This window comes from Desulfovirgula thermocuniculi DSM 16036, from assembly GCF_000429345.1.
GTDB lineage: Bacteria > Bacillota > Desulfotomaculia > Desulfotomaculales > Desulfovirgulaceae > Desulfovirgula > Desulfovirgula thermocuniculi.
The window spans coordinates 1-22,586 of record NZ_AUBR01000050.1 but is presented as its reverse complement, the minus strand read 5'-3'; the positions used below and the strand labels follow the sequence as shown (position 1 = coordinate 22,586).

The following is a 22,586-nucleotide window of genomic DNA, read 5'->3' as shown; positions in this document are numbered from 1 at the left end:
GTTTCCCAGGGTTATCCCGGTCTCACGGGTAGGTTATCCACGCGTTACTCACCCGTCCGCCGCTAAACTGATGATAGACTCTTCACCCACCACCAGCCCGCTCGACTTGCATGTGTTAGGCACGCCGCCAGCGTTCGTCCTGAGCCAGGATCAAACTCTCCATTAAAACCCCAAACAAAGCCCGCTCCGCGCCACCCTGTTCAGTTTTCAAGGACCACCCCACCGCGCTCCCGCACGGTGCACTTATACTTTTACCATACGGGGCTTCGCAGGGTCAAGGGACAATTTCAAGGGGATTTTTGCACAAACGAGGGCTAAAAATGTCTTTTTCACGGGGATGCCTCGAGCAAGCTCAATTATGCCTGCAAAAGCTAATTTTATTGCCCCCAAAAAGAAAAGGCAAGTGGCAATACTTTCTCTCCTCCCCTGCCCTAAAAAGCATTCACTATATGCTCGATGGCCATTAAGCTGCCGTCCGCGGCGTAACGTAAGGCCAGGACATCAAAACGCACGGGCCCCCGGTGGCCCCCGCAGGAGGCGAGGAAATAAGAGGCCAGCTGGCGCAGCCTTCTTTTCTTGCGCCAGGTCACGCTTTCCTCGGGGAGGCCAAAGCGCTCCGAGCTGCGGGAGCGCACCTCGACAAAGACAAGGGTAGCCCCATCTACGGCCACGAGGTCTATTTCACCCAGGGCACAGCGGTAATTGCGGCACAAAATGCGATAGCCCTTCTGTGCCAGGTAGGCGGCCGCCGCCTCTTCCCCGCAACGCCCCAGCATTTTTCGCCGGAAGGTCACGCGCTCCTCCCGCCTTTAACCCCGGGTGCCGTAAAGCCCTTTTTCCAGCAGGAACTCCATAAGTAGCCTGGCGGTGTTCCCCGTGATTTTCAGGCAGTTGCGCAGGTGCTCGGGCGAATCAAACGGGTGGGGGTTCAACAAGCGGCAGCAAGTGGCACCGAAGTTGCCTTCAAAGCGGTCGTGAAATTCCTTCGCCAGGTTATAGGCCCGGAGGCGGTCCTGCTGGCAGTCCGTGCGCCCGGCCAACAAACCAAGCACGGCTGCCGACCCGGTCAGCGCCCCGCAAATACACCCGGCATAACCCAGCCCGCCCCCGAAACCGGTGAACAGGCGTACCAGGTCCCGGTTCAGGTCCGGGGCCAGCACTTCGCGAAAGGCCAGGAATATCGACTCGGCACAATTGTAGCCTTCCCGGAAATAGTTGCCGGCCCTGTTGCGCACTTCCATGGCGAGATCAACGGACATCTCTACCACCCCTTTTTGAAAGTTGAGACATTTATTCTCCGCCCTGTACCCTTTCTCCTGTAGGGGCAAGGAGGAGGAAAAAGGCATATAATGCCATGGTAAGGCCACAAACACACCCGGGGGTGCTACCCATGTACAATGCCATTACTCCCAAGCCGCTTCCCTCCGAGCTTCTCCACCTGCGGGGGATTTCCTCCTACAACATGCAAGAGCACTACAAGCTCTATCAAGGATATGTTAATAAAACCAACGAGATCCGGACGTTGCTGAAGGCAACCGAACGCGCCGCGGCCAATGCCACCTACAGTCCTTTCCGCGAGCTTAAAGTGGAAGAAAGCTACGCATATAACGGCGTCAAGCTTCACGAGCTGTACTTCGGCAACCTGGGGGGAGCAGGCGGTCACCCGCCGAGGGCCCTTCAGGAAGCCATGGTGAATTCCTTTGGCTCCCTTGAGGCCTGGGAAGAGGATTTTAAGGCCTGCGGCCTGGCCGCCCGGGGCTGGGCCGTCCTCGCTTTTGATCCCGATGACGGCCTCCTGCACAATTACACGCTGGATGCCCACAACGTGGGGCTCATCCTAAATATGAAACCCCTGCTGGTAATGGACGTGTACGAGCATGCCTATTACATGGACTACGGCACCGACAGGCGGGGGTACATAGAAGCTTTCTGGCAGAACATCAACTGGGATGCGGTGCTGATGCGCTTCCGCAGCCGGTAAAGAGAAAGGGGCGGGGCAGAATGCCCCGCCGCCAAGCTGCCTCCTGACTAGCGCCAGAAAGACTGCGCCGCCACATTGGTGGCTTCCGAAAGCGGTCCCGGGTAAACGCCCAGCACGATGGTGACAATCATGGCAATGAGCAGCGTAAGGGCCACCGGAGCGCTGAGCTGAATGGGGGCCGGGTCTGCCGGCTCGTCGCGGTACATGACCAGGGCTACCTTGAGGTAGTAGTAGACGGAGACCATGCTCATGATGAGGCCGATAAAGGCCAGCCAGAGGTAATCGTTAATAATGGTTTTGAAAAGGTAGAACTTGCCCACAAATCCTGCCAGCGGCGGTATGCCGGCCATGGAGAGCATGCAGATGACCATCACCGCGGCCATCAAAGGGGAACGCTGGCTCAGCCCGGCGTAGTCCTTGATTTCATCGCTGCCGGTAACGGAGTAGTATTGCGTGACCACGGTAAAGGCGCCGACGGTGGCAAACACGTACAGGAAGGCGTAAAACATGACGGCCTTTATCCCCGGGCCGGTGGCAGTAATAAGCCCCACCAGGATGTAGCCGGCCTGGGCTATGCTGGAGTAAGCCAGCAGCCGCTTGATGTTTGTCTGGGGAATGGCCACGAGGTTACCCACAATGATGGTTACCGCCGCCAGCACGGCCACCAGCATGGCCCAGTGGGCCCAGACTGCCGGCAGGGCGCCAATAAACACCCGCAGGAGCACGGCAAAGGATGCCGCCTTGGAACCCACGGCCAGGAAGGCCGTCACGGGTGTGGGTGCCCCCTCGTATACGTCGGGCGTCCACATGTGGAAGGGAACGGCGGAAACCTTAAAGCCCAGGCCGGCCAAGAGCATGGCCAGCCCCAGGATGAGGGCCGGTACGGGCCGGGCGGTCAAAGCGCGCCCCACTTCACCAATGACCACCGTTCCCGTCAAGCCGTAGACCAAGCTCAAACCGTAGAGGAGCACTGCCGAAGAAACGCCGGCCAGCAAAAGGTACTTGATACCGGCCTCCACCGACTTCACATCGTTGCGGCGGAAGCAGACCAGCACGATAAAGGCAATGGTCATCAGCTCCAGGCCCAGGTAAAGGGTCATGAAATCCCCGGCTGAAGCCAGCACCATCATCCCCAGGGTGGCAAAGAGGATCATGCTGTAATACTCGCTCTGGTCACCCATCATGTCCACGTAGCGCATGGAGCCGAGAACCACCAGGAAGGCCGCCACCAGGAAGGTGAGCTTGAAGAACACGGCGTACTGGTCGACCACAAAGAGGCCGCCGTACAGGGTTCCCTGGTTTTCCCAGCCGGCCATGGTGATGCCCATGCCCAGCAACAGCCCGAAGACGGTAAGCCAGCCTAGCCCGTGACGGGAATCCTTGGGAACGATCAAACCCAGGATGAGCACGGCCAACCCCAGGGCCGAGATGAAAAGCTCAGGAGCCAGGAGAGAAAGGTTAACGTTCATTTAGAAAGCCCCCCCTATCTTAAGCGCGCCACCGATCTGGGACATCAAGGGTACCACACCGCTATTAATTACGTCAAAGAGGAGGAAGGGGAAGAGGCCTCCCACTACCAGCACGGTACCGAGCACCACGAGAGGTACCATTTCCGGACCGCGGATGTCCCGCAGGTGGTTGAACTCCGGCCGCGGCGGCCCGAAGAGGGTATTGGCACCGGCCCGCAGGGCGTACAGGGCCGTGATGATGATGCCGGCAATGGCCACCACCGCCAGGCCACCGTACACCTTAAAAGCGGCAATGAAGATGGTGAACTCCGGGACGAAGCTGATCAGGCCGGGCAGTCCCAGCGACGCCAGGGCGGCCAGCATGAAGGCCACGGCAATGCGGGGCACCTGCCGGGCCAGCCCGCCCAGGTCGGGGATCCAGCGCGTGTGGGTCTTTTCGTAGATGAAACCAATGGTGGAGAAGAAGAGGGCTGCCATTATACCGTGGGCAAACATGTTGGCCACGGCCCCGTTGACACCTATTACGTTCAGGGAAGCCACGGCCAGCAGCACGTAGCCCATGTGGCTCACGCTGGAATAGCCCACGATGTACTTGAGGTCCTTCTGGGCCAGGGCCGCCAGGGCCGCATAGGCCACGCCGCACACTCCCAGAAAGGCAATTACCGGCGCCCAGAATTTAGCCCCTGCAGGGAGGATGTACAGGGCAATGCGGATCAAGCCGTAGCCGCCGATCTTCTTTAAGACGCCGGCGTGGATCATGCTCACCGCCGTCGGAGCGCCGGCGTAACCGTCTGGCGACCAGGAATGGAAGGGCCACATGGAGAGAAGCGAACCAAAGCCAAAGAGCATGAGGGCAAAGAGCCACTTCTGGTCGAATTCGCTTAAATACCGGGCCGCCCTGGCCAGGCCTTCAAAGCTCATGTCCGGCGCACCCTGGATGGCCGTCGTCTTCATGAAGAGGGCGATAACGCCTACCAGCAGGAAGGCCGAACCAATTAACAGGTAGATGGTCAGCTTCATGCCCGCATATTCCTTGGTCACCCGCTTGGTGCTGCCCCAGATGATGACCAGGATGTAGATGGGGATGACCACCACTTCGTAAAAGAGCAGGAAGATAAACAGGTCCTGCGCCACAAAGGTGCCCATTACCCCGGTCACCAGGAGCATGAAGAGGATGAAGAAGTCCCGGGGGCGGTGGTTGACGTTCCAGGAGGAAAAGACCGCCGAGAAGCCCAGCAGGTTGGTCAGCAGGAGCATGGGCAGACTGATGCCGTCAACGCCCAGGTAGAAGGTCACACCCAGATCGCTAATCCAGGGTATGCGCTGCACAAACTGCAGTCCGCCCAAGCTCTGGTCGTAGGCAAAGAAGACGTAGAGGGAGAGGGCCATGGAAATAAACGTCCCCGTGGCCGCCACGCACTTTATCAGCAGGTGCTCTTCCCGGGGAATAAAGGCCATGATAATGGCCGCCACCACGGGAGAGAGCAAGATGGTCAAAAGGACGGGAAAGTTCTCCATCTTATTTCACACCCCCCAGGGTTAAGCTGGCGGAAGAGGGGCCCGTAAAGGCCAGGAGAACCACCAGGGCCAGGACGCCCAGGAAGAAGACCAGGGCATAATTCTGCAGGCGCCCGGTGTTGAGCACGCGCAGGCTTTCGCCGGAAAGGCCGGTGAGGTAAGCCAGCCCGTTAACAATAACGCCATCAATGATATAAATGTCAAAAAGGTAGATCAGCTTGGCCGCGCCGTCAATGATGGTGTGGTTGAACCAGAGGTAAATCTCGTCGATGTAATACTTGTTGTAGAGGATGGTGTAGATGTGGCGGTAGCGCTCGGCCAGCTCCTTCACCTTCACCTTGGCCTTATCCACCACATAGAGCTGGTAGGCCAGGTAGATGCCGGCAGCCGCCAGCACCACGGAACCAATCATCACCCAGTAATTCGGCTCCACGTGGTGGGGGTGCTCAAAGAAAATCCACTGGCTCCAAACCGGTGCCCAGGGCGTGCCCACTAGGCCACCCACGGCAGAAAGGAAGGCCAGAATCACCAGGGGCACGGTCATAACCGGCGGCGACTCGTGGGGGTGATTCGCGGGATTTTCTTCGCCAAAGAAGGTGAGGAAGATGAGGCGCCACATGTAAAAGGCGGTGAGGAAGGCCGTAAAGGCGGCCATAACGAAGAGCACGTAGTGGCCGCTTTCCAGGGCGGCAACGAGTATCTCATCCTTGCTCCAGAAGCCGGCAAAGGGCGGGATGCCGGCAATGGCCAGGCCGCCCACCACAAAGGTCCAGCCGGTTACGGGCATCTTCCTAATCAGCCCGCCCATTTCCCAGATGTCGGCCTTGTGGTGCAGGGCGTGCAGCACGCTACCGGCGGCCAAAAACATCAGGGCCTTGAAAAAGGCGTGGGTCCACATGTGGAAGAGGCCAGCGGTCATGCTGCCCACGCCCAGGCCCAGCATCATGTAGCCGATCTGGCTGACGGTGGAGTAGGCCAGGATGCGCTTTATCTCCCGCTGGGTAACGGCAATGGTAGCTGCAAACAGTGCCGTAAAGGCGCCCACCACGGCCACCAGCTCCATGGCCGCCGGCACCTTGGCAAAAATGAACACGGTGCGGGCCACCAGGTAAACCCCGGCCACCACCATGGTGGCGGCGTGGATCAGGGCGCTGACCGGCGTGGGGCCCTCCATGGCGTCCGGCAACCACACGTGCAGCGGGAACTGGCCGGACTTACCGATGGGCCCGATGAAGACGAGGACGGCGATGAGGGTCAGCACGCCAAAGGTAGTGTATTTCTCATAGTGGGCCACTTTATCGGAAAGCTCTACCAGGTTTAAGGTGCCGAAGACTATCTGCAGCGCCAGGAGGCCCAAAAGCAACCCAAAGTCGGCCACCCGGCAGGTAATGAAGGCCTTCTTTGCCGCTTCCCGGGCGGAAATCTTGTAACTGTAAAAGCCGATGAGCAGGTAGGAACAGAGGCCCACCAGCTCCCAGGCCACAAACATTTCCACCAGGTTGCTGGAAAGGGCCAGGAGGAGCATGGAGGCGGCGAAAAGGGAAACGTAGGAGAAGAACACCGAAAAGCCGGGGTCGCCTTTCATGTAGCCGATGGCGTAAATGAAGATCAACGAGGCCACCATGGTGACCATAAAGATCATCATGGCGGATACGGGATCAACCTGTATGCCCACGTCCACATTCAACCCCGGCATGGAAAACCACCGTACGGCGTAAACCAGGGGCTTTTCCAGGAACTCCGGGTTGGTGAACACGCCGTAGGCCACCAGGGCCGACACCACAAATGAGGCTACTATGCCGCCAACGGCCACCAGTGCGCTGAGCATGGGCCAGGGCCTGGTGAGGAAGATGATGGCCAGGAAGGCCAAGGCAGGCAGCAAGGGTACCAGCCAGGCATTATATAAAGCAAACTCTACCATCGCTTACCCGCACCACCTTTCTTACCACTTCAGCCAATCGAAGTCGTCCAGGTTAACCGAGAGCCTGTTGCGGTATATGGCAATGATGATGGCCAAACCGACACCCACCTCGGCGGCGGCCACGGTGATCACAAAGACGGCAAAAAGCTGCCCGATAAACAGCGTGGGGGTAATGTACTTGCTGAAAGCTATCAGGTTGATGTTCACGGCGTTGAGCATGAGCTCGATGCAGATGAGCACGGCCACGGCATTCCTCTTGGAGAGCACCCCAAACAGGCCAATGGCAAAGAGGAGTGCCGATAAAACCACATAGTGCGTCAGGCCAACCGTCAGCGGCAGCATCAGCCCTTTACCTCCTTGGCGATAATGATGGCGCCCACCAGGGCCACCAGAAGGAGAATGGCGGCCACCTCAAAGGGGATGACATACTTGGTGAGCATGAGCTCGGCAAGGCTCCCCACCGTTTCCTTGGGCACGGGCGTCTTGGCATTCCCCCACTGCGTGACGGCGCTGAGATAGCCGGTTACGGCCAGGACCAGCGCCACCACACCGGCTGCCGCTTTGGTCTGCTTGTTAAAGAGGTTGGTCTGCTTCATGTCCGCACGCTGGATAAGCATAATACCGAAGACAACCATGATGCAGACGGCACCGGCATAGATGAGCACCTGAATGGCCGCCAGGAAGTCGGCATCCAGCGTGAGGTAAAGACCCGCCAGGGAGACAAAGCACACGGCCAGCCACAGCACCGAGTGCACAATGTTCCTGAGCAGCACCACCAGGAAGGCGGAGCCCAAGATGGTCGCCGCCAGAAGGTAAAAGGCCAGGGATAACCAGAGGCCGTTGTCCACCGCTTAACCCTCCCCCTCAGGAGCCTTGCCTTTTCCCGCCGCACCCGCCTTGGGCTTGGCAGCCCGCCCTTCAGGCGCCTCCGCAGGCTCCTCTTCAGGTATAACCTCCGGTGCAGGCCGGTCGACGAGTACCAGCCGCACCTTATCCCGGAAATACTGGTTCATGTTGATGATGTGGGTGAACCTTAAGGCGTCTTTATTGCACGCCTCCACACAAAAGCCGCAGAACATGCAGTATTCAATGCGCATCACGTACTTGGTCAGGTATTGCCTCTTGCCCACCTTAGCCCTTTCCATCTGGATCACTTTGTTGGGGCAGGCGCTGGCACACAGGCCGCAGGCAATGCACTTATCCACGTCCAGCTCGAAGCGCCCGTGGAAGCGCGCCGGCAGGGGCAATCGCTCCTCGGGGTACTGGACGGTCACCTTTCTGGTAAAGAGTTCCTTCCAGGTAATGGCCAGTCCTTTTAATAAACCTTGCCCGAACATGGGATCACCATCCTATCGCCCGGTAAACGTACATACCCACGCCAGTAACAAAAATGTTGGCCAGGGAAAGCGGTACCAGCACCTTCCAACCAAAGCCCATTAACTGGTCCACCCTGATGCGCGGGTACGTCCAGCGTATCCACATGAAGAGGAAGATCAGCGCGTAAACCTTGATGAAGAACCAGAACCAGGAGGGCAGGAAGGTCCATCCAAAAGGAGCAAGCCATCCGCCGAGGAACATGATGGTGGCCATGCACGCCACCACCATCATGTTGGCGTACTCGGCCAGCATGTACATGGCATAGGCCATCCCGCTGTACTCGGTGTAAGGGCCGGCAATGATCTCCGATTCACCTTCCACCAGGTCGAAGGGAACGCGGTTGACCTCGGAAATCCCGGCGGTGAGGTAGATAAGAAAGGCCAGCGGCTGGGCAAAGACAAACCAGACCTGGCGCTGCGCGTTGACAATGTCATTGATGTTAAGCGTGCCGGCAAGCATGACCACTCCCAGGAGGGCCAGCACCAGGGGCAGCTCGTAACTCACCATTTGTGCCACCACCCGCATGCCGCCTACCAGGGAATACTTGTTATAGGAAGACCAGCCGCCCATCCAAAAAATCAGCGTCGACAGGGAGGCCACCGCAAGCACGTAAAAGATACCTATGTTCATTTCCACAGGCGCCATGCCGTTGCCCCAGGGAATTACCGCAAAGGCCATCATAGGAGGCACAAAAACCAAGAGGGGTGCTGCCAGGTAGACGATCTTGTCCACCCGCCGCGGCACGATGATCTCCTTGCCCAGCAACTTGAGCACGTCGGCAACCGTCTGCAGGAGCCCCTTGGGTCCCACGCGGTTCGGGCCGATGCGGCACTGAATGTAGGCGCAGACCTTGCGCTCCATGTAGACCAGCCACAGCACGTTCAGGGAAACGAAGATAATGACGGCCAGTAGCTTAACTAAAAGAACGATAAACTCGCTAAGAAGCGGCGGTGTGCCGATGTCCAGAAGGGCGGTGCGCATCCAGGCGGCTATACCCGTAAAAAGGTTCTCACCCATGTCCCTTCTCCCCTACTTTCAAGATTGGTCTAACAATCCACTTCTCCCAGCACAATGTCCAGGCTGCCCAGGATGGCTATGACGTCGGCAATTTTCCAGCCTTCCAGCAGCTTTTCCAGGTAGCCGAGGTTTATGAAGGAAGGCCGGCGGAAGTGAACCCGGTACGGCTGCGTGCTCCCGTCGCTGACCACGTAGCAGCCAAAAACCCCCTTGGAGCTCTCTATTTCCGCATAGGCTTCGCCCTTGGGCGGCTTGATCACCCTGGGCACCTTGGCCATGATGGGCCCTTCGGGCAACCCGTCCACCGCCTGGCGGATGATGCGGGCCGACTGCCTTATCTCCTTAATGCGGATGGCAAAGCGGTCAAAGCAGTCACCGTTTTTCCCCAGCGGCACCTCAAAGTCAAACCGGTCGTACACGCTGTATGGGCGCACCTTGCGGAGGTCGTAGAGGACGCCGCTGGCGCGCAAATTTGGACCGGTGAGCCCGTAGTTAACAGCCACGTCTGGGGGAATTATGCCTACAAACTTGGTGCGCGCCTGGAAGATCTCGTTGCCGGTGATGAGGCCGTCGTACTCGTCGCAGAGCGAAGGCAGGTCGTGGAGGAATTTGTCCAGCGTGGGGAAAAACTCCGGAGGCAGGTCGTCGGCCACTCCACCGATGCGGAAATAGCTGAAGGTCATCCGCGAGCCGGAAACCATCTCTAAAAGGTCCAGTACCCGTTCCCGGTCCCGGAAGCAATACAGGAAGCCGGTAAATCCTCCAATGTCCACGCTGTAGGTGCCCACAGCTACAAGGTGGCTGGCAATGCGGGACAGCTCGCCCACGATCACCCGGATGTACTCCGCCCGCTCCGGCACCTCAATACCCATTAACTTCTCCACCGCCGCCACGTAGCCCCAGTTCATGAGCATGGAGGCGAGGTAGTCCATGCGGTCGGTGTAGGGAATCACCTGCGGGTAGGTGCGCAGCTCGGCCAGCTTTTCAATTCCCCGGTGCAGGTAGCCGGGTACGGCTTTGGCCTTAACCACTACCTCCCCGTCCAGCTCCAGGATGATGCGGAAAACGCCGTGGGTACTGGGGTGCTGGGGCCCCATGTTTAAGATGTAGGTTTGCGTTCTCATAGCCTACTCCCTGCCACCTTCCCACTGAAAATCTTTCCGCAAGGGATGGCCTTTAAAGCTTTCATCCAAAAGGATACGCGTCGGGTGACCCGGGTAGCCGGTAAAGTCTATGCCCATTAAGTCGTACACTTCCCGCTCCTGCCAGATGGCGCTGCCCCACAGCGAGCACAGAGAGGGCACCGCGGGATTTTCCTTATCTTCCACCCTCACCTTAACCATAAGGAGGTGGTTCAGGGGAAGGGAAACCAGGTTGTAGACTACCTCAAAGCAGTCCGGGTAGTCTACGGCAGTAAGGTTGGTTAGCATGTCGAAGGCATAGGAAGGATTTTCCTTGAGCTCCTTCATTAAGGGGAGGAGCTCTTCTTTGGAAACGGCCACAACCCCTTCTCCCAACACCTCCAGGCTGGGGAACTTCTCCTTCAAGAGGTCGACCAGCTCCGGCGCCAGATCGTACTTAGCCACGGGGCAGCGTCACCACCTTGGGGTTTTTAATTTTATCCCGCAGCATCATAAAGCCCTCGATAACCGCCTCGGGGCGCGGCGGGCACCCCGGTACGTAGACGTCCACGGGCAAAAGCTTATCCACACCGGGAACCACGTAATAGGAATCCACAAAGGGTCCCCCGGAAATGGCACAGCTGCCCACGGCAATAACCCATTTGGGCTCGCTCATCTGCTCGTAGAGGCGCACAACAAAAGGAGCTGCTTTCTTGGTCACCGTTCCGGCCACAACCATGACGTCTGCCTGCCGGGGCGTGGCGCGCATAACTTCGTAGCCAAAGCGGGAGAGGTCGAAGCGCGAAGCGTTGGTGGCCATGAGGGCCTCAATGGCACAGCAGGCCAGCCCGAAACCAAGCGGCCACAGAGAATGGGCCCGGGCAATGTTGAGGAGTTTTTCCAGCGGCGCCAGGTAGATCAGCCGCTTGACCTCGCCCACCACCTCCGGGTCCCTGGTCAGCCTTTCCACCGGGTGAACATTCTTGCTTACTTCCATTCCAAGGCACCTTCCTTCCATGCATACCAGAGGCCCACGACTAAAATGAAGATGAAGATGATCATCTCAATAAAGGCAAATAAGCCCAGGCTCTGGAACTTGACGGCCCAGGGGTAGAGGTAAATGGTTTCCACGTCGAAGATGACGAAAAGCAAGGCGTACAGGAAGTAGCTGGTCTTAAACTGCACCCATGTGGGTCCGATGGTTTCCATACCGCACTCGTACGGCTCGTACTTTGACCCCTGGCGGCGGCGCGGGGCAATCAGAAAGGCGGTTAAAATACCTCCCGCTCCAACTGCCAGGCCCCCCACAAGGAAAAGCAGGACACCCACCCATTCCGAAAGCATCCCTTCTCCCCCCTTTCCGCGCATATTTAAAAAATGTGCTTGTGAATTCTAGAACTCCCCTGCCCGCTCAACCCCTTTAAAGCCGGGCCGATGCAGGGGGCAAGGTCCCCAGCTAGCTAGGGCCCTGCGGTGCGCAGGGGTAGGATATCCCTTGTGTTTATCAAAGCCGTACTGCGGGAAAAGGTGGTGGCAGGCTTCCATGAGGTGGTCCCGGGTTACCTTGGCCAGTATGGAAGCCGCGGCAATGCACGCGCACCTGCCGTCGCCTCCCACCAGTGCCTCCTGCGGTACGGGCAAATCCAGGGTAAAGCGGCCATCCACGAGGAGGTACTGCGGGCGCACACTTAACCCCAGTACGGCCCGGCGCATGGCCAGCAGGGAAGCATGGTGGATGTTTAAAAGGGCTATTTCCGCCACCGTGGCCAGCCCTATGGCCCAGTCAACGGCCAACCTCTTGATCCGCCATGCCAGCTCCTCCCTGAGCCTTGCGGGCAGCTTTTTGGAGTCATCAAGGCCGGGTATACGGCTCCCGGGAGGAAGGATAACTGCCGCCGCCACCACAGGCCCGGCCAGAGGTCCCCTGCCGGCCTCGTCCACTCCGGCCACCAGCTCAATGCCCCGGCGCATGAGCTTTTCCTCGTAGGCGTAAAGAAAGTCACCCTCACCCAAGGCCCCAGGCAAACCTTTCCCGTTTGTCATTTATAACGGCTATTGACTAAAGTAATTTTTTCGCTGTTTAAGCACAAATCCCTCCTCCACGCGCCAAAAGTTTTTTGGCAAAAAATGACCTACCGGGGCGGAAAATCCAGCGTTATGCGCCCCAGCAAGCCCCGGCGAAATTCCCTTAAGAAATGTAATGCCGCCCGGTACAGGTCCGGCGCGCCCCCCGGGCCCAGCATGTTTCGTTTTCTGGCCACGCACTCCAGGAAGCGGTGAGCCCCCACGCCATCCGTTCCGTCAAAGCCATACCGTTCCGCCAGGGAAGCCGGGTAGTGCTGCTCCAGCCAGCGGGCCAGCCAGGTAGCCACCTCCGCGGCATCGTATATTTCCTCCTTTATGGCTCCGGTGGCCGCCAGTTTTAGCGCCACTTTAGGATCCTCATACCTGGGCCACAACACCCCCGGGGTATCCAGCAACTCCAGGTCGCGCTCCAGGCGCACCCACTGCTTCCCCCGCGTTACGCCGGGGCGGTCACCCGTGCGGGTTGCCTTCCTCCTGGCCAGGGCGTTAATAAAAAAGGATTTCCCCACATTGGGGATCCCCACCACCATACAGCGTATGGCCGGCTTCTGTGAGGCTCCTTTACCGCGCTCCCTCACCAGGGCCGGAACCTGCTCCGTTCCCTGCCGGCGAAGAGAGTCCACGGCCAGGGAAGGGAAGCCCTGCTTCTCATACCATTTGAGCCACTCCCGCGTTAAAGCGGGGTCGGCCAGGTCGGCCTTATTGAGCACCACCAGGCGCGGCTTGGAGCCGAGGATCTCGTTAATGAGCGGGTTGCGGCTGCTGTAAGGGATGCGGGCATCTAAAAGCTCGATAACCACGTCCACCAGCTTCAAGTTCTCCTGCACCAAGCGCCTGGCCTTGGCCATGTGTCCGGGGAACCAGTGCACGGGCATAGCTCCCTCTCACCTAGCGCAGAATCCTCACACGCTGCGGGGGCCAGTAAACCAGCACGGCCTTACCAATGATATTTTGGCGCGGCAGCGGCCCCCAAACGCGGCTGTCGTCGCTGTTATTGCGGTTGTCGCCCAGCACAAAATAATAACCGGCTGGCACGCGTACCGGGCCGAAGTCGGCAAACTTCATGTCCTTGGGTAGGTAATCTTCCGGCACGGGCTTACCGTTTATGTACAGCTGGCCGTTGCGCAACGAAACGGTCTCCCCGGGAAGCCCCACCAGCCTCTTCACAAAATCGCGGCTGGGATCCAGGGGGTACCTGAAGACCACTATATCCCCCCTTTGGGGCTCGGTAAATAGATATGAAATCTTGCTTACAATGATGCGGTCTCCAATGCGCAGAGTAGGCTCCATGGAACCCGAGGGGATGTAAAAGGGAGCCAGAATAAAAAGGCGGATGACCACCGCCAGGAGGATGGCTACCGCTACCGACTCGATAAGCTCCAGAAGCGACGATTTTTTCTCCTCCTGCCGGTGTTCCCTTTCCCCGGTTTTCTCCATTGCCGTCACCTCACCGCAAGTAAAAGACAAAAAGGGACTGCCTCCACAGTCCCCGCCCGGAGCAAACCTACCTTCTGTCCTGGATGCGCGCAGCCTTGCCCCGCAGCTGGCGCAAGTAGTAAAGTCTGGCCCGCCTTACCTTGCCCCGCCTCACCACTTCAATGCGCTCGATGCGCGGGGAGTGCAGGGGGAAGGTCCTCTCCACGCCTACGCCGTAGGATACCCGCCGCACGGTGAAAGTTTCGCTCAAGCCCCCGCCGCGCCGGCGGATTACCACGCCTTCAAAAACCTGCACCCGTTCCCGGTTGCCCTCTATTACCTTCACATGCACGCGCACCGTATCGCCGGGGCGGAAATCCGGAATATCCGTTTTCATCTGCTCTCTTTCCAGGGACTGGAGCAAGTTCATCGCGCGAAACCTCCCTTAATTCTTTCCCTTGCACTTACGCTCCTGCCCGGGTACCACCCGTAACCAACGGGATAAATTATAGCACAACGCCCGGCGGCAAAGCAAGGCTAAAGCCGGTGTCAGCTCAGGAGGCTTTTTATTTCCTCCATCACTTCCATAAGAATCCGCTTGTCTTCTGCGGTAAGGGAAGCTTTGGCCAATAGCTCGGGGCGCGCCGCCAGGGTACGCAGCAACGCCTGGCGCCGCCGCCAGAGGCGTATTTTCTCGTGGTGGCCGCTTAAGAGCACTTCCGGGACGGCAAGGCCTCGGTATTCGCGGGGACGGGTGTACTGGGGGTACTCCAGGAGGCCGTCACTGAAGGATTCCTCCTCCGCCGAGGCGCTTTCCCCCAGGGTGCCGGGTATGAGGCGGCACACCGCATCCACCAGCACCATTGCCGGAAGCTCCCCTCCGGTGAGCACGTAATCGCCAATGGAAATTTCGTCCGTAGCCAGCGCCTCGGACACCCGCTCGTCTATGCCCTCGTAGTGCCCGCAGATAAGCACCAGGTGCTTTTCCCGCGAAAGCTCCCGGGCCACTTCCTGGGTAAAAAGGCGCCCGCACGGGGTAAGGAGGATGATCCTGTCCGGTTCCCCGCGCTGGCTCTTAAGCCAATCCACGGCGTTAAAAATGGGCTCCGGCCCCATGACCATGCCGGCACCGCCCCCGTAAGGGGTATCGTCCACGGTGCGGTGCTTGTTGGGGGAAAAGTCGCGGATGTTGACGAGGTTAATTTGCAAAAGCCCCCTGGCGCGCGCCCGTTTAATGATGCTGGCGTCAAAGGGGCCGGCAAACATCTCCGGAAACAGGGTAAGAATGTCTATGACCATCTTGCCCTCACCTTAAACAAGGCCCGGGGGGAGCTCCACTACCATACGCCCCTCTTCCAGGTTGACTTCCACCACCACGCGCTTTAGCGCCGGGATCAACAGGGGGCGTTCCTTTTCGCCCCTTTTCACCTCGTAAACATCGTTGGCCCCGGTGCTGATGACGTCGGTAACCTTGCCCAGCCATTCCCCTTCCCGGGTATAAACGTCGAGACCGACAATTTCAAACACGTAGTAGGTATCTTCCGGGAGGGGGACCAGCTGCTCCCTGGTTACCTGGAGGAGGCTTCCCTTGAGCTCGAGGGCCCTGTTCATATTCGGCACTTCTTTAAATTTAATAATCACAAAGCCCTTGTGAAACCTCACCCTCTCAATGTGGTAGGTTACCCTTTCCCCCTTGTGGTAGAGTATGATCTCCTGCATGTTCACGAACCGCTCGGGGAAGTCCGTGAGGGGCAGAACCCTTACTTCCCCCCGGTGGCCCTGGGTGGTGACAATTTTGCCCACGGTGATGTACTCAACCACCAGAAGCATCCCTCTCTGCCCTGCGTATTTCCCTGACCACGTTATCTTCCAGGACGATCTCCCAGCCGGAGAGGTCCTGCCAGCAGTCCCCTACCCGCAGTTCCATTAAAGCCTGCACCTGGCCATGGATTACCTCCTCGCCGGGAGAGAGCCTGCCCACCTCTTTTAGCCTCTCCACAAGCTTCTGGCGCGCCTCCAAAAGGCGCCCCCTCTCCTGCTCCAGCTGCTGCCTTGCGGCCGGAATGCCCTGCGGGTTTTGCTTCTCAAGCTCTGCCACCAGCCGGCGGGCTCTAAATTCAAAATGCTGCATCTGCAGGTCCAGCTGCCGGACGGCCTGCTGTATCTCGGCAGATAGCCTTTTCTTATATTCCTCCGTTACCCTGACCTTAACCACAACCGGCCAGACAAGGGTCAACCTGTCCATGGGCTCGCCTCACTAACCGAGAGGGGAGGGTTGAGCCCTCCCCTAGCCAATTTCCACCGTTACCTTCTTCTTCTGCCTGGTGCCAGCAGCCTTGGCCACCGCGCGGATGGCCTTGGCCACGCGGCCCTGCTTGCCAATTATTTTCCCCATATCTTCCGGGGCCACCTTTAACTCCACCAAACACGATTTCTCTTTTTCCACCACGTTTACGGAAACTTTATCCGGGTGGTCCACCAGGGCCTTGGCCAGGATCTCCACTACCTCTTTGACCATGGGCCTTACTTCCCCCTCCTAGCCCTCACCGGCAGGCTTGCCCAACAGCCCGGCCTTGCGGAAGAGCGCCCTGGCGGTATCGGTCAGCTGGGCACCGTTCTTTAGCCATTTCAAGGCCTTGGCCTCGTCGATCTTAATCACCGCCGGCTCCTTCAAGGGGTCGTAATACCCGATTTCCTCTATAAAGCGGCCATCCCGCGGGGAGCGGGAATCCGCCACCACAATGCGGTAAAAGGGATTTTTCTTTGCCCCCATCCTGCGGAGCCTGATCTTGACCGCCAACCTCTCACCTCCCCTAAAGCCTAGAATAGCGGGTTATCCTTCCCCCAGAAAAGCCCTTTGGGCAATCTGGCTTTTTTGGACCCCTTGCTCATCTCCGCAAACTGGCGCATGAGCTTCTTTGTTTGCTCGAACTGCTTGAGCACGGCATTGACCTGCTGCACGGTTGTACCGCTGCCGCGGGCAATACGGCGGCGGCGGCTGCCGTCAATTTTGTCCGGGTTAGCCCGTTCCCAGGGCGTCATGGAGTTGATAATGGCCTCTACGTAGACCAGCTCTTTATCGTCAATATCCAGGTCCTTGAGAAGCTTCATATTGCTAAAGCCGGGGATCATGCTCAAGACCTGCTTGATGGGCCCCAGCTTTTTAACCTCGCGGAGCTGCTGGAGGAAATCCTCCAGGGTAAAGTCTGCCGTGCGAATCTTCTTGTTTAACTCGGCCACCCGCTGGGCATCAAAAGTGGCCTGGGCCTTCTCCATAAGGGTGAGGATGTCGCCCATGCCGAGGATGCGGTCGGCCATGCGGTCGGGGTGAAAGGGCTCCAGGGCATCGAGCTTTTCGCCCACACCCACAAACTTAATGGGGCACCCGGTAACGGCCTTAATGGACAGGGCCGCGCCGCCCCGGCTGTCGCCGTCGAGCTTGGTGAGCACTACACCGTCCAGCCCCAGGCGACCGTGGAAAGCACCGGCCACATTGACGGCCACCTGGCCGGTCATGGCGTCGACCACCAGGAGGATCTCGTGGGGGCGCACGGCTTCCTTAATGGCCTCCAGCTCGGCCATCATTTCCTCGTCAATTTCCAGCCGGCCGGCTGTGTCAATGATCACCACATCCCAGCCCTGGCCGGAGGCGTGCTCCACCGCCGCCCTGGCAATGTTCACCGGATCCTGGCGATCCCCCATGGAAAATACGGGTATACCCAGCTGGTCGCCCAGAACCTGCAGCTGCTTGACGGCTGCCGGGCGGTAGACGTCTGCCGCCACGAGCAGCGGCCGCCTTCCCTGCTTGCGCAGGTAGCCGGCCAGCTTGGCCGCCGTGGTGGTCTTACCGGCACCGTGAAGGCCGACCATCATGATGATGGTGGGCGGCCTGGGGGCCAGGTTGAGCCTGCTGTGCACACCCCCCATGAGCGAGGCCAGTTCGTCGCGGACAATTTTAATCACCTGTTGGGCCGGGGTGAGGCTGGAAAGGATGTCTTGTCCTACCGCTCTCTCCCTGACCCTGCTTATGAAGTCTTTGACCACCTGAAAGTTCACGTCGGCAGCCAGCAGGGCCCGACGCACTTCCTTTAGGGCCTCGTCTACATCGGCCTCGGTTAACCGGCCCTTGCTTCTGAGCCGCCGGAACGTCTCCTGTAATTTTTCGGCCAGGCTTTGAAAAATCATCTTCTCACCTCATAGCCGCCCGGATAATCTCCCGCACGCGCGCTATGTTTGGCTGCGCCGCAGCATTGCCCTCACCCAGCAAGTGCAGGGCTTCCTCCAGGCAGCGCCGCTGCTCCAAGAACCGGGTAACCAGCCCCAGCTTCTCCTCGTACCTGGCAAGAACCTGCTCCGCCCTCTTCAGCACATCGTGCACCGCCTGGCGGCTGATGCCAAACTGCGCGGCAATCTCGCCCAGCGAAAGGTCGTGGGCGTAATGAAGTTCCACGAACTTTTGCTGGCGGGGGGTCAAGAGCTGCCCGTAAAAGTCATACAGGAGGTTTATCCAGGCAAGCTTTTCCATACGACCAGCCTATAAAGTATTATTACTTTACAACAGGATATTATGCCATTTCCATGGGCGCTGTCAAGGAAAAAGATTTATTTGACAGGGCGGATAAGGGGTGATAAGATGGCAATTAAAGGTGAGGTGGCATGAAAAAGCCCATGAAGCCTCCATCCCTTATAAGTTTAAAAAAAGCCCTCTCCCTGGACCGGGCCGCCATCAGGGAGCTGCATAAAACATATCTTAACGCCGGCCTGGTTACCATGTTGAGCCTCCTGGACTTTGACAGGCCTTTCGTGCGCGCACAGGGGGTTTCCGTGTGGGACCGGGAGGGCCGCGAGTACCTGGACTTCCTGGGAGGCTACGGCGCGGTCAACCTCGGCCACAACCACCCGAAGGTACTGGAAGCCATAGAGATGGCCCGGGGTATGCCCAATCTCCTGCAAGCATCCCTGGGCGCCCTTCCGGCAGCGCTGGCCCACAACCTGGCGCTCATCACCCCGGGCAAGCTAGAGCGCTCCTTCTTTTGCAACAGCGGCGCGGAGGCCGTGGAGGGGGCACTGAAGCTGGCCCGCATTGCCACCGGGCGACAGGGGCTAATCTACTGCCATAACGCCTTCCACGGTAAGACGATGGGGGCGCTCTCCGTCACAGGCCGGGAAAAGTACCAGGACCCCTTCCGCCCCCTCATACCCCACTGCAATCCCGTCCCGTTTGGCGACGCAGAGGCACTGGAAAAAGCCCTCAAGCCGCGGCAGGCGGCGGCATTCATTGTGGAGCCCATCCAGGGTGAAGCCGGCATCATCCTTCCCCCTCCAGGATACCTGCAAAAAGCCTGGGAACTGTGCCGGCACTACGGTACCCTTTTTATTGCCGATGAGGTGCAAACCGGCTTCGGGCGCACGGGCTACCTTTTCGCCTGCGAGGCGGAAGGGGTGGAGCCGGACATCATGTGCCTGGCCAAGTCCCTGGGCGGAGGCGTCATGCCCATAGGGTGTTACATCACCACCGACGAGGTATGGAAAAAAGCCTACGGCTCCCTGGAAAAATCCCTCCTGCACACTTCCACCTTCGGGGGCAATGCCATGGCCTGCGCCGCCGCCCTGGCCGCTATTGAAGCGATTTTCGAGGAAAACCTGGTGGAAAGGGCCAGGGAAACGGGTTCCTACCTCATGGAAGGCCTGCAAAGGTTGCAAGAACGCTTCCCCCTCCTCAAGGAAGTGCGCGGGCGGGGGCTGATGGTAGGGGTAGAGTTTAACCCACAGGCCGGGCTGGCCTCCAAAGTGACCCTCGGCCTTGCAGACAAGCTGGCCAAAGAATACACGGCCAGCCTGGTAGCCGGGGAACTGTTAAACAGGTACGGCATCATTACCGCCTACACCTTAAATAACCCCAACGTCATCCGCCTGGAGCCCCCGCTGGTGGTCACCAGAGAGCAGGTCGACCGCCTGCTGCAGGCGCTGGAAGACATCCTCGAACGCCACCGCAGCTTTACCAGCATTGCCGCCACCGGTGCCAAGACCGTCATCCGTTCCCTCTTTCGTCGACGCTAGCGCCAAAAAGAAAGCCGGCCGCCTGACGCGAGCCGGTTAAAAGGATAACGGGATGGTGAAAGCCAAAAAGAGGGATGAATCATGCCGCAAGGAAATCCTTGCGGCAAATTTTTTACGCCTCCCGCTCCTTGCTGCCGGGCAGGATTAAGGCGTTGCTGACCAGGTGGTGCACGTGCCTCACTTTGCAGTCCAGCTTGTAATACTTAATGATGTCGGTCAGCTGGTCGTAACAGTTGTGGCAGGGGGTAACCACAATTTTGGCCCCGGTAGCCTTGATTTGCTCCGCTTTTAGCTTCCCTTTGGCCATGCGGTAGGGGTAGATCTCCTTGCCCATGGCCAAAAGCCCGCCCCCACCGCCACAGCAGTAGTTATACTCGCGGTTGGGCCACATTTCCACAAAGTCCATCACCGCATTCTTCAGGCAGTACCGCGGCTCTTCGACGATACCTTCCTTCCTTACCAGGTTGCAGGGATCATGGAAAGTAACACGCTCGGGGTTCTTGGTGGGATCCAGCTTGATGCGCCCCTCCTTGATCCACTCCGCCATCAACTGCAGGAAGCTGCGCACGGGGTAATCGGCACCCAGCCACACCTTCCGCCCCCACCGCTGGGCCCGCACGGCGTGCCCGCACTCCGTAATGATCACTTCCTTGACCTTGAGCCGCTCGAACTCCTCCATGGTACGCCGGACCATGATGGTGGAGGCCTCATCGTCACCGCTAAACAAGGCATAGTGGGTGGCGTCCCAGTGGCGGCTGCTTACCGTCCAGTCGGCCCCCGCAGCCCACATGATCTTGGCAATGCTCTGCACGTCCTGGGGGTAGTACTTGATCTCCCGCGGATCCCACATGAAGAGGTACTGCGCCCCTTCCTTGTCCACGGGGATCTTGGCGTTGGGGTCACCCACTTCCTGCTGGAGCTCTTCCTCCATCCACTCCAGGGTTTCCAGGTACTCTTCCGTGGTCACTTCCATCTGGTTGCCGGTGCGTATCTGCGCGTCCACCACGTCCTGCAGGAACCCGGGCGCCCGCAGGCCAAAGTTACCCCTTACCGTTCTCACCATGCCGGCCACGTCCACATTCATGGGGCACTGCATGGTGCAGCGGCCGCACATGGTGCAGGCCCAAATAAAAACTGACGACAATACCTCCTCCCGCATCCCCAGCACCACCTGGCGGATAAACTTGCGGGGGTCGGCATTGTCGTGCACCCCGTTAAACGGGCAGCCGGCGCTGCACATGCCGCAGGCCAGGCAGTTGTAAAGGTCCGCCGGGTTCTTGTCCGTGCGGAACTTGGAAACCACCTCGTCCAGGAAGGTAGGGTCCAGCTTAGCAGCCACTACCTGCTCCACGCCCGCTCCTCCTTAACCAAAGGCATTCCTTAACCCACTGTACCAGTTTTGTGAGCAACTGAGCAAAGGTTAAAAATAGTTAATTATCGGCAACAGGAAAGGATTTTATGAGATCATGTTAAGTTTTCGCTTGTTCATTTCAGCTTTCTTTACTTTACATAGTTTCTTATTTTTTGTCCCCCAGTGGCGCCATGTAATTGACATATGTGCGCGACATGTTATAACATGGTTATGAAATTTCGTTCTTTTGGGGGGCGGCGGGATGATGAAGGTGGCCATTCCCAACAACCACGGCGAGGTACACCAGGACCTCGGGCGGTGCGATGAGTTTGTCATCTACGAAATCCGGGAGGGGGAGGTAAAGGGCGGCGAACTACTAACCATCCCCAACGGGCAGAACTATAAGGGAGCCCTTTGGACTTTGCGGGAAAAGGGCGTAACCGCCATCATCTGCGGTAACGTCGGGCCGGGAAGCGCGCGGGCCCTCGCCAGCTACGGCTTCCACGTCATCCCGCAAAAAAGCGGCAGGGTGGAGCACGTACTGCACGCCTTTCTTAAAGGGGAACTAACAGGCCGGCTCCCCACCTGCCAGCCTTGCTATGCGGTCCGCCAGGGCGGCGGCGAGGAATAGTTTTCCTTAAAAAAATACCGGGACCGGGGGCTTTTCGGGCAACCCGGTTTTATTTTTTCCCGGCTTAAAAATAAGCCCCCACCTTTGGGAGGGGCGAAGCACTCCTTAAAGGCAGGGGGTGCAAGAAATATGCCAAGGTTAGAGATCCCTTAGTTAAAGCAGCGGCGGCATGGTGAGGGCCGGGTGACCCTTTTCCTCCAGGAAGGGCAGGATCTCCTCGGCGCTGGTGCCCACGGTCTCATCGGCAATCTTATCCAGGAAGTCCTTGCCAAGACCTGCTGCTTCGGCGGCCTCCTCCAGCTGCGGCCGCAGCTGCTCCTTCAAAGCCTTGGGCATCCACACCAGGCGGGCAAGACCCCCATCGGCAGGCACGAACTTGCGGGAGGCCAGGTAGGACTTGCTGATGCCCATGAAGCCGGGCATCTGGGCGCCGCCGCCAATCATGCCCGCCAGGGTGGAGAAGGTCATCCCCACCGGGGTCATGCCGCCGTGCTCCCGGTTGACCACCATGAAGCCGTTACACTCCGGCACCATGGCCAGGATGCACTCAAAGCAGCCGCAGGAGGTCATGGGGTACTCCATGATGGTGTAGAAGTTGACCTTTTCAATGGTGCGCTGGGAGTTCTGGTAGACAAACTC

Annotated in this window: 28 protein-coding genes, 1 rRNA gene and 1 pseudogene; 3 read left to right on the top strand and 27 right to left on the bottom strand. The window is 58.7% G+C overall.

The window, feature by feature from the left end:
- The 3 genes from G454_RS0111410 to G454_RS0111400 all read right to left on the bottom strand — a co-directional run.
- A 16S ribosomal RNA gene (locus G454_RS0111410) occupies window positions 1–166 on the bottom strand; the annotation flags it as partial.
- Window positions 167–431: 265 nt separating this feature from the next.
- Window positions 432–794, bottom strand: coding sequence for a YraN family protein (locus G454_RS0111405; protein ID WP_027718734.1), 363 nt, complete (start codon window positions 792–794; stop codon window positions 432–434).
- Window positions 795–809: 15 nt separating this feature from the next.
- Window positions 810–1,259: a C-GCAxxG-C-C family (seleno)protein gene (locus G454_RS0111400; protein WP_027718733.1), complete on the bottom strand. Its 450-nt coding sequence runs from the start codon at window positions 1,257–1,259 to the stop codon at window positions 810–812.
- 131 nt (window positions 1,260–1,390) lie between these two features.
- Between G454_RS0111400 and G454_RS0111395 the strand changes: the two genes are divergently transcribed.
- Window positions 1,391–1,981, top strand: a complete 591-nt coding sequence (locus G454_RS0111395; protein ID WP_051276283.1) for a superoxide dismutase — start codon at window positions 1,391–1,393, stop codon at window positions 1,979–1,981.
- Window positions 1,982–2,028: 47 nt separating this feature from the next.
- Here the strand turns inward: G454_RS0111395 and G454_RS0111390 are convergent, their stop codons facing one another.
- The 22 genes from G454_RS0111390 to ylxM all read right to left on the bottom strand — a co-directional run bounded on the left by G454_RS0111390 (window position 2,029) and on the right by ylxM (window position 18,430).
- Window positions 2,029–3,450 (bottom strand): NADH-quinone oxidoreductase subunit N, encoded by a 1,422-nt coding sequence (locus tag G454_RS0111390; RefSeq protein WP_027718731.1) that lies wholly within the window; start codon window positions 3,448–3,450, stop codon window positions 2,029–2,031.
- Complete coding sequence (locus G454_RS0111385; RefSeq protein ID WP_027718730.1) at window positions 3,451–4,968, bottom strand: complex I subunit 4 family protein; 1,518 nt, start codon at window positions 4,966–4,968, stop codon at window positions 3,451–3,453.
- Between the two features lies 1 nt (window position 4,969).
- The gene (nuoL, locus tag G454_RS0111380) at window positions 4,970–6,889 is read right to left on the bottom strand and encodes an NADH-quinone oxidoreductase subunit L (RefSeq protein ID WP_027718729.1); all 1,920 of its coding nucleotides are present in this window, start codon (window positions 6,887–6,889) and stop codon (window positions 4,970–4,972) included.
- Between the two features lie 21 nt (window positions 6,890–6,910).
- Entirely contained in the window at window positions 6,911–7,231 is a 321-nt protein-coding gene (gene nuoK, locus G454_RS0111375; protein WP_027718728.1) for an NADH-quinone oxidoreductase subunit NuoK, read from the bottom strand.
- On the bottom strand, window positions 7,231–7,737 hold the full coding sequence (locus G454_RS0111370) for an NADH-quinone oxidoreductase subunit J family protein (RefSeq protein WP_027718727.1): 507 nt from the start codon (window positions 7,735–7,737) through the stop codon (window positions 7,231–7,233). Before G454_RS0111370 ends, nuoK begins: the two co-directional genes overlap by 1 nt.
- A 3-nt stretch (window positions 7,738–7,740) precedes the next feature.
- Window positions 7,741–8,226 carry a NuoI/complex I 23 kDa subunit family protein gene (locus tag G454_RS0111365; RefSeq protein WP_027718726.1) on the bottom strand — a complete coding sequence of 162 codons (486 nt, stop codon included), beginning with the start codon at window positions 8,224–8,226 and terminating at the stop codon, window positions 7,741–7,743.
- A gap of 4 nt (window positions 8,227–8,230) precedes the next feature.
- Window positions 8,231–9,283, bottom strand: coding sequence for an NADH-quinone oxidoreductase subunit NuoH (gene nuoH / locus G454_RS0111360; protein ID WP_027718725.1), 1,053 nt, complete (start codon window positions 9,281–9,283; stop codon window positions 8,231–8,233).
- 29 nt (window positions 9,284–9,312) lie between these two features.
- On the bottom strand, window positions 9,313–10,407 hold the full coding sequence (locus G454_RS0111355; RefSeq protein WP_027718724.1) for an NADH-quinone oxidoreductase subunit D: 1,095 nt from the start codon (window positions 10,405–10,407) through the stop codon (window positions 9,313–9,315).
- 3 nt (window positions 10,408–10,410) lie between these two features.
- A complete protein-coding gene (locus G454_RS0111350) occupies window positions 10,411–10,869 on the bottom strand; it encodes an NADH-quinone oxidoreductase subunit C (protein ID WP_027718723.1) in 459 nt (152 codons plus the stop codon).
- Window positions 10,862–11,401 (bottom strand): NADH-quinone oxidoreductase subunit B, encoded by a 540-nt coding sequence (locus G454_RS0111345; RefSeq protein WP_027718722.1) that lies wholly within the window; start codon window positions 11,399–11,401, stop codon window positions 10,862–10,864. Before G454_RS0111345 ends, G454_RS0111350 begins: the two co-directional genes overlap by 8 nt.
- Window positions 11,392–11,748, bottom strand: a complete 357-nt coding sequence (locus G454_RS0111340; RefSeq protein WP_027718721.1) for an NADH-quinone oxidoreductase subunit A — start codon at window positions 11,746–11,748, stop codon at window positions 11,392–11,394. Before G454_RS0111340 ends, G454_RS0111345 begins: the two co-directional genes overlap by 10 nt.
- 48 nt (window positions 11,749–11,796) lie before the next feature.
- Window positions 11,797–12,417 (bottom strand): ribonuclease HII, encoded by a 621-nt coding sequence (locus G454_RS0111335; RefSeq protein ID WP_245574388.1) that lies wholly within the window; start codon window positions 12,415–12,417, stop codon window positions 11,797–11,799.
- 119 nt (window positions 12,418–12,536) lie between these two features.
- Complete coding sequence (gene ylqF, locus G454_RS0111330) at window positions 12,537–13,364, bottom strand: ribosome biogenesis GTPase YlqF (RefSeq protein WP_027718719.1); 828 nt, start codon at window positions 13,362–13,364, stop codon at window positions 12,537–12,539.
- A 13-nt stretch (window positions 13,365–13,377) separates the two neighbouring features.
- Window positions 13,378–13,956: a signal peptidase I gene (lepB, locus tag G454_RS0111325; RefSeq protein ID WP_245574387.1), complete on the bottom strand. Its 579-nt coding sequence runs from the start codon at window positions 13,954–13,956 to the stop codon at window positions 13,378–13,380.
- Window positions 13,957–13,993: 37 nt separating this feature from the next.
- On the bottom strand, window positions 13,994–14,335 hold the full coding sequence (gene rplS / locus G454_RS0111320; protein ID WP_027718717.1) for a 50S ribosomal protein L19: 342 nt from the start codon (window positions 14,333–14,335) through the stop codon (window positions 13,994–13,996).
- Between the two features lie 119 nt (window positions 14,336–14,454).
- A complete protein-coding gene (gene trmD / locus G454_RS0111315) occupies window positions 14,455–15,204 on the bottom strand; it encodes a tRNA (guanosine(37)-N1)-methyltransferase TrmD (RefSeq protein ID WP_027718716.1) in 750 nt (249 codons plus the stop codon).
- Window positions 15,205–15,216: 12 nt separating this feature from the next.
- Entirely contained in the window at window positions 15,217–15,735 is a 519-nt protein-coding gene (gene rimM, locus G454_RS0111310; protein WP_035107680.1) for a ribosome maturation factor RimM, read from the bottom strand.
- On the bottom strand, window positions 15,719–16,150 hold the full coding sequence (locus G454_RS0111305) for a YlqD family protein (protein ID WP_027718714.1): 432 nt from the start codon (window positions 16,148–16,150) through the stop codon (window positions 15,719–15,721). The genes rimM and G454_RS0111305 overlap by 17 nt, the downstream gene beginning before the upstream one ends.
- 42 nt (window positions 16,151–16,192) lie before the next feature.
- Window positions 16,193–16,423: a KH domain-containing protein gene (locus G454_RS0111300; RefSeq protein WP_027718713.1), complete on the bottom strand. Its 231-nt coding sequence runs from the start codon at window positions 16,421–16,423 to the stop codon at window positions 16,193–16,195.
- Window positions 16,424–16,441: 18 nt separating this feature from the next.
- Window positions 16,442–16,705: a 30S ribosomal protein S16 gene (rpsP, locus tag G454_RS0111295; RefSeq protein WP_027718712.1), complete on the bottom strand. Its 264-nt coding sequence runs from the start codon at window positions 16,703–16,705 to the stop codon at window positions 16,442–16,444.
- 20 nt (window positions 16,706–16,725) lie between these two features.
- Window positions 16,726–18,090, bottom strand: coding sequence for a signal recognition particle protein (gene ffh / locus G454_RS0111290; RefSeq protein WP_027718711.1), 1,365 nt, complete (start codon window positions 18,088–18,090; stop codon window positions 16,726–16,728).
- Window positions 18,091–18,094: 4 nt separating this feature from the next.
- Window positions 18,095–18,430: a YlxM family DNA-binding protein gene (gene ylxM / locus G454_RS0111285; protein WP_027718710.1), complete on the bottom strand. Its 336-nt coding sequence runs from the start codon at window positions 18,428–18,430 to the stop codon at window positions 18,095–18,097.
- A gap of 131 nt (window positions 18,431–18,561) precedes the next feature.
- On the opposite strand from ylxM, the gene G454_RS0111280 reads away from it, so the two are divergent.
- Window positions 18,562–19,965 (top strand): aspartate aminotransferase family protein, encoded by a 1,404-nt coding sequence (locus tag G454_RS0111280; protein WP_027718709.1) that lies wholly within the window; start codon window positions 18,562–18,564, stop codon window positions 19,963–19,965.
- 112 nt (window positions 19,966–20,077) lie between these two features.
- Here the strand turns inward: G454_RS0111280 and G454_RS0111275 are convergent, their stop codons facing one another.
- Window positions 20,078–21,316 (bottom strand): (Fe-S)-binding protein, encoded by a 1,239-nt coding sequence (locus G454_RS0111275; protein WP_027718708.1) that lies wholly within the window; start codon window positions 21,314–21,316, stop codon window positions 20,078–20,080.
- A gap of 265 nt (window positions 21,317–21,581) precedes the next feature.
- Between G454_RS0111275 and G454_RS20450 the strand changes: the two genes are divergently transcribed.
- Complete coding sequence (locus G454_RS20450) at window positions 21,582–21,947, top strand: NifB/NifX family molybdenum-iron cluster-binding protein (RefSeq protein WP_169719349.1); 366 nt, start codon at window positions 21,582–21,584, stop codon at window positions 21,945–21,947.
- 153 nt (window positions 21,948–22,100) lie between these two features.
- Here the strand turns inward: G454_RS20450 and G454_RS21810 are convergent.
- Window positions 22,101–22,586: pseudogene (locus tag G454_RS21810) on the bottom strand (acetyl-CoA decarbonylase/synthase complex subunit alpha/beta); the annotation flags it as partial.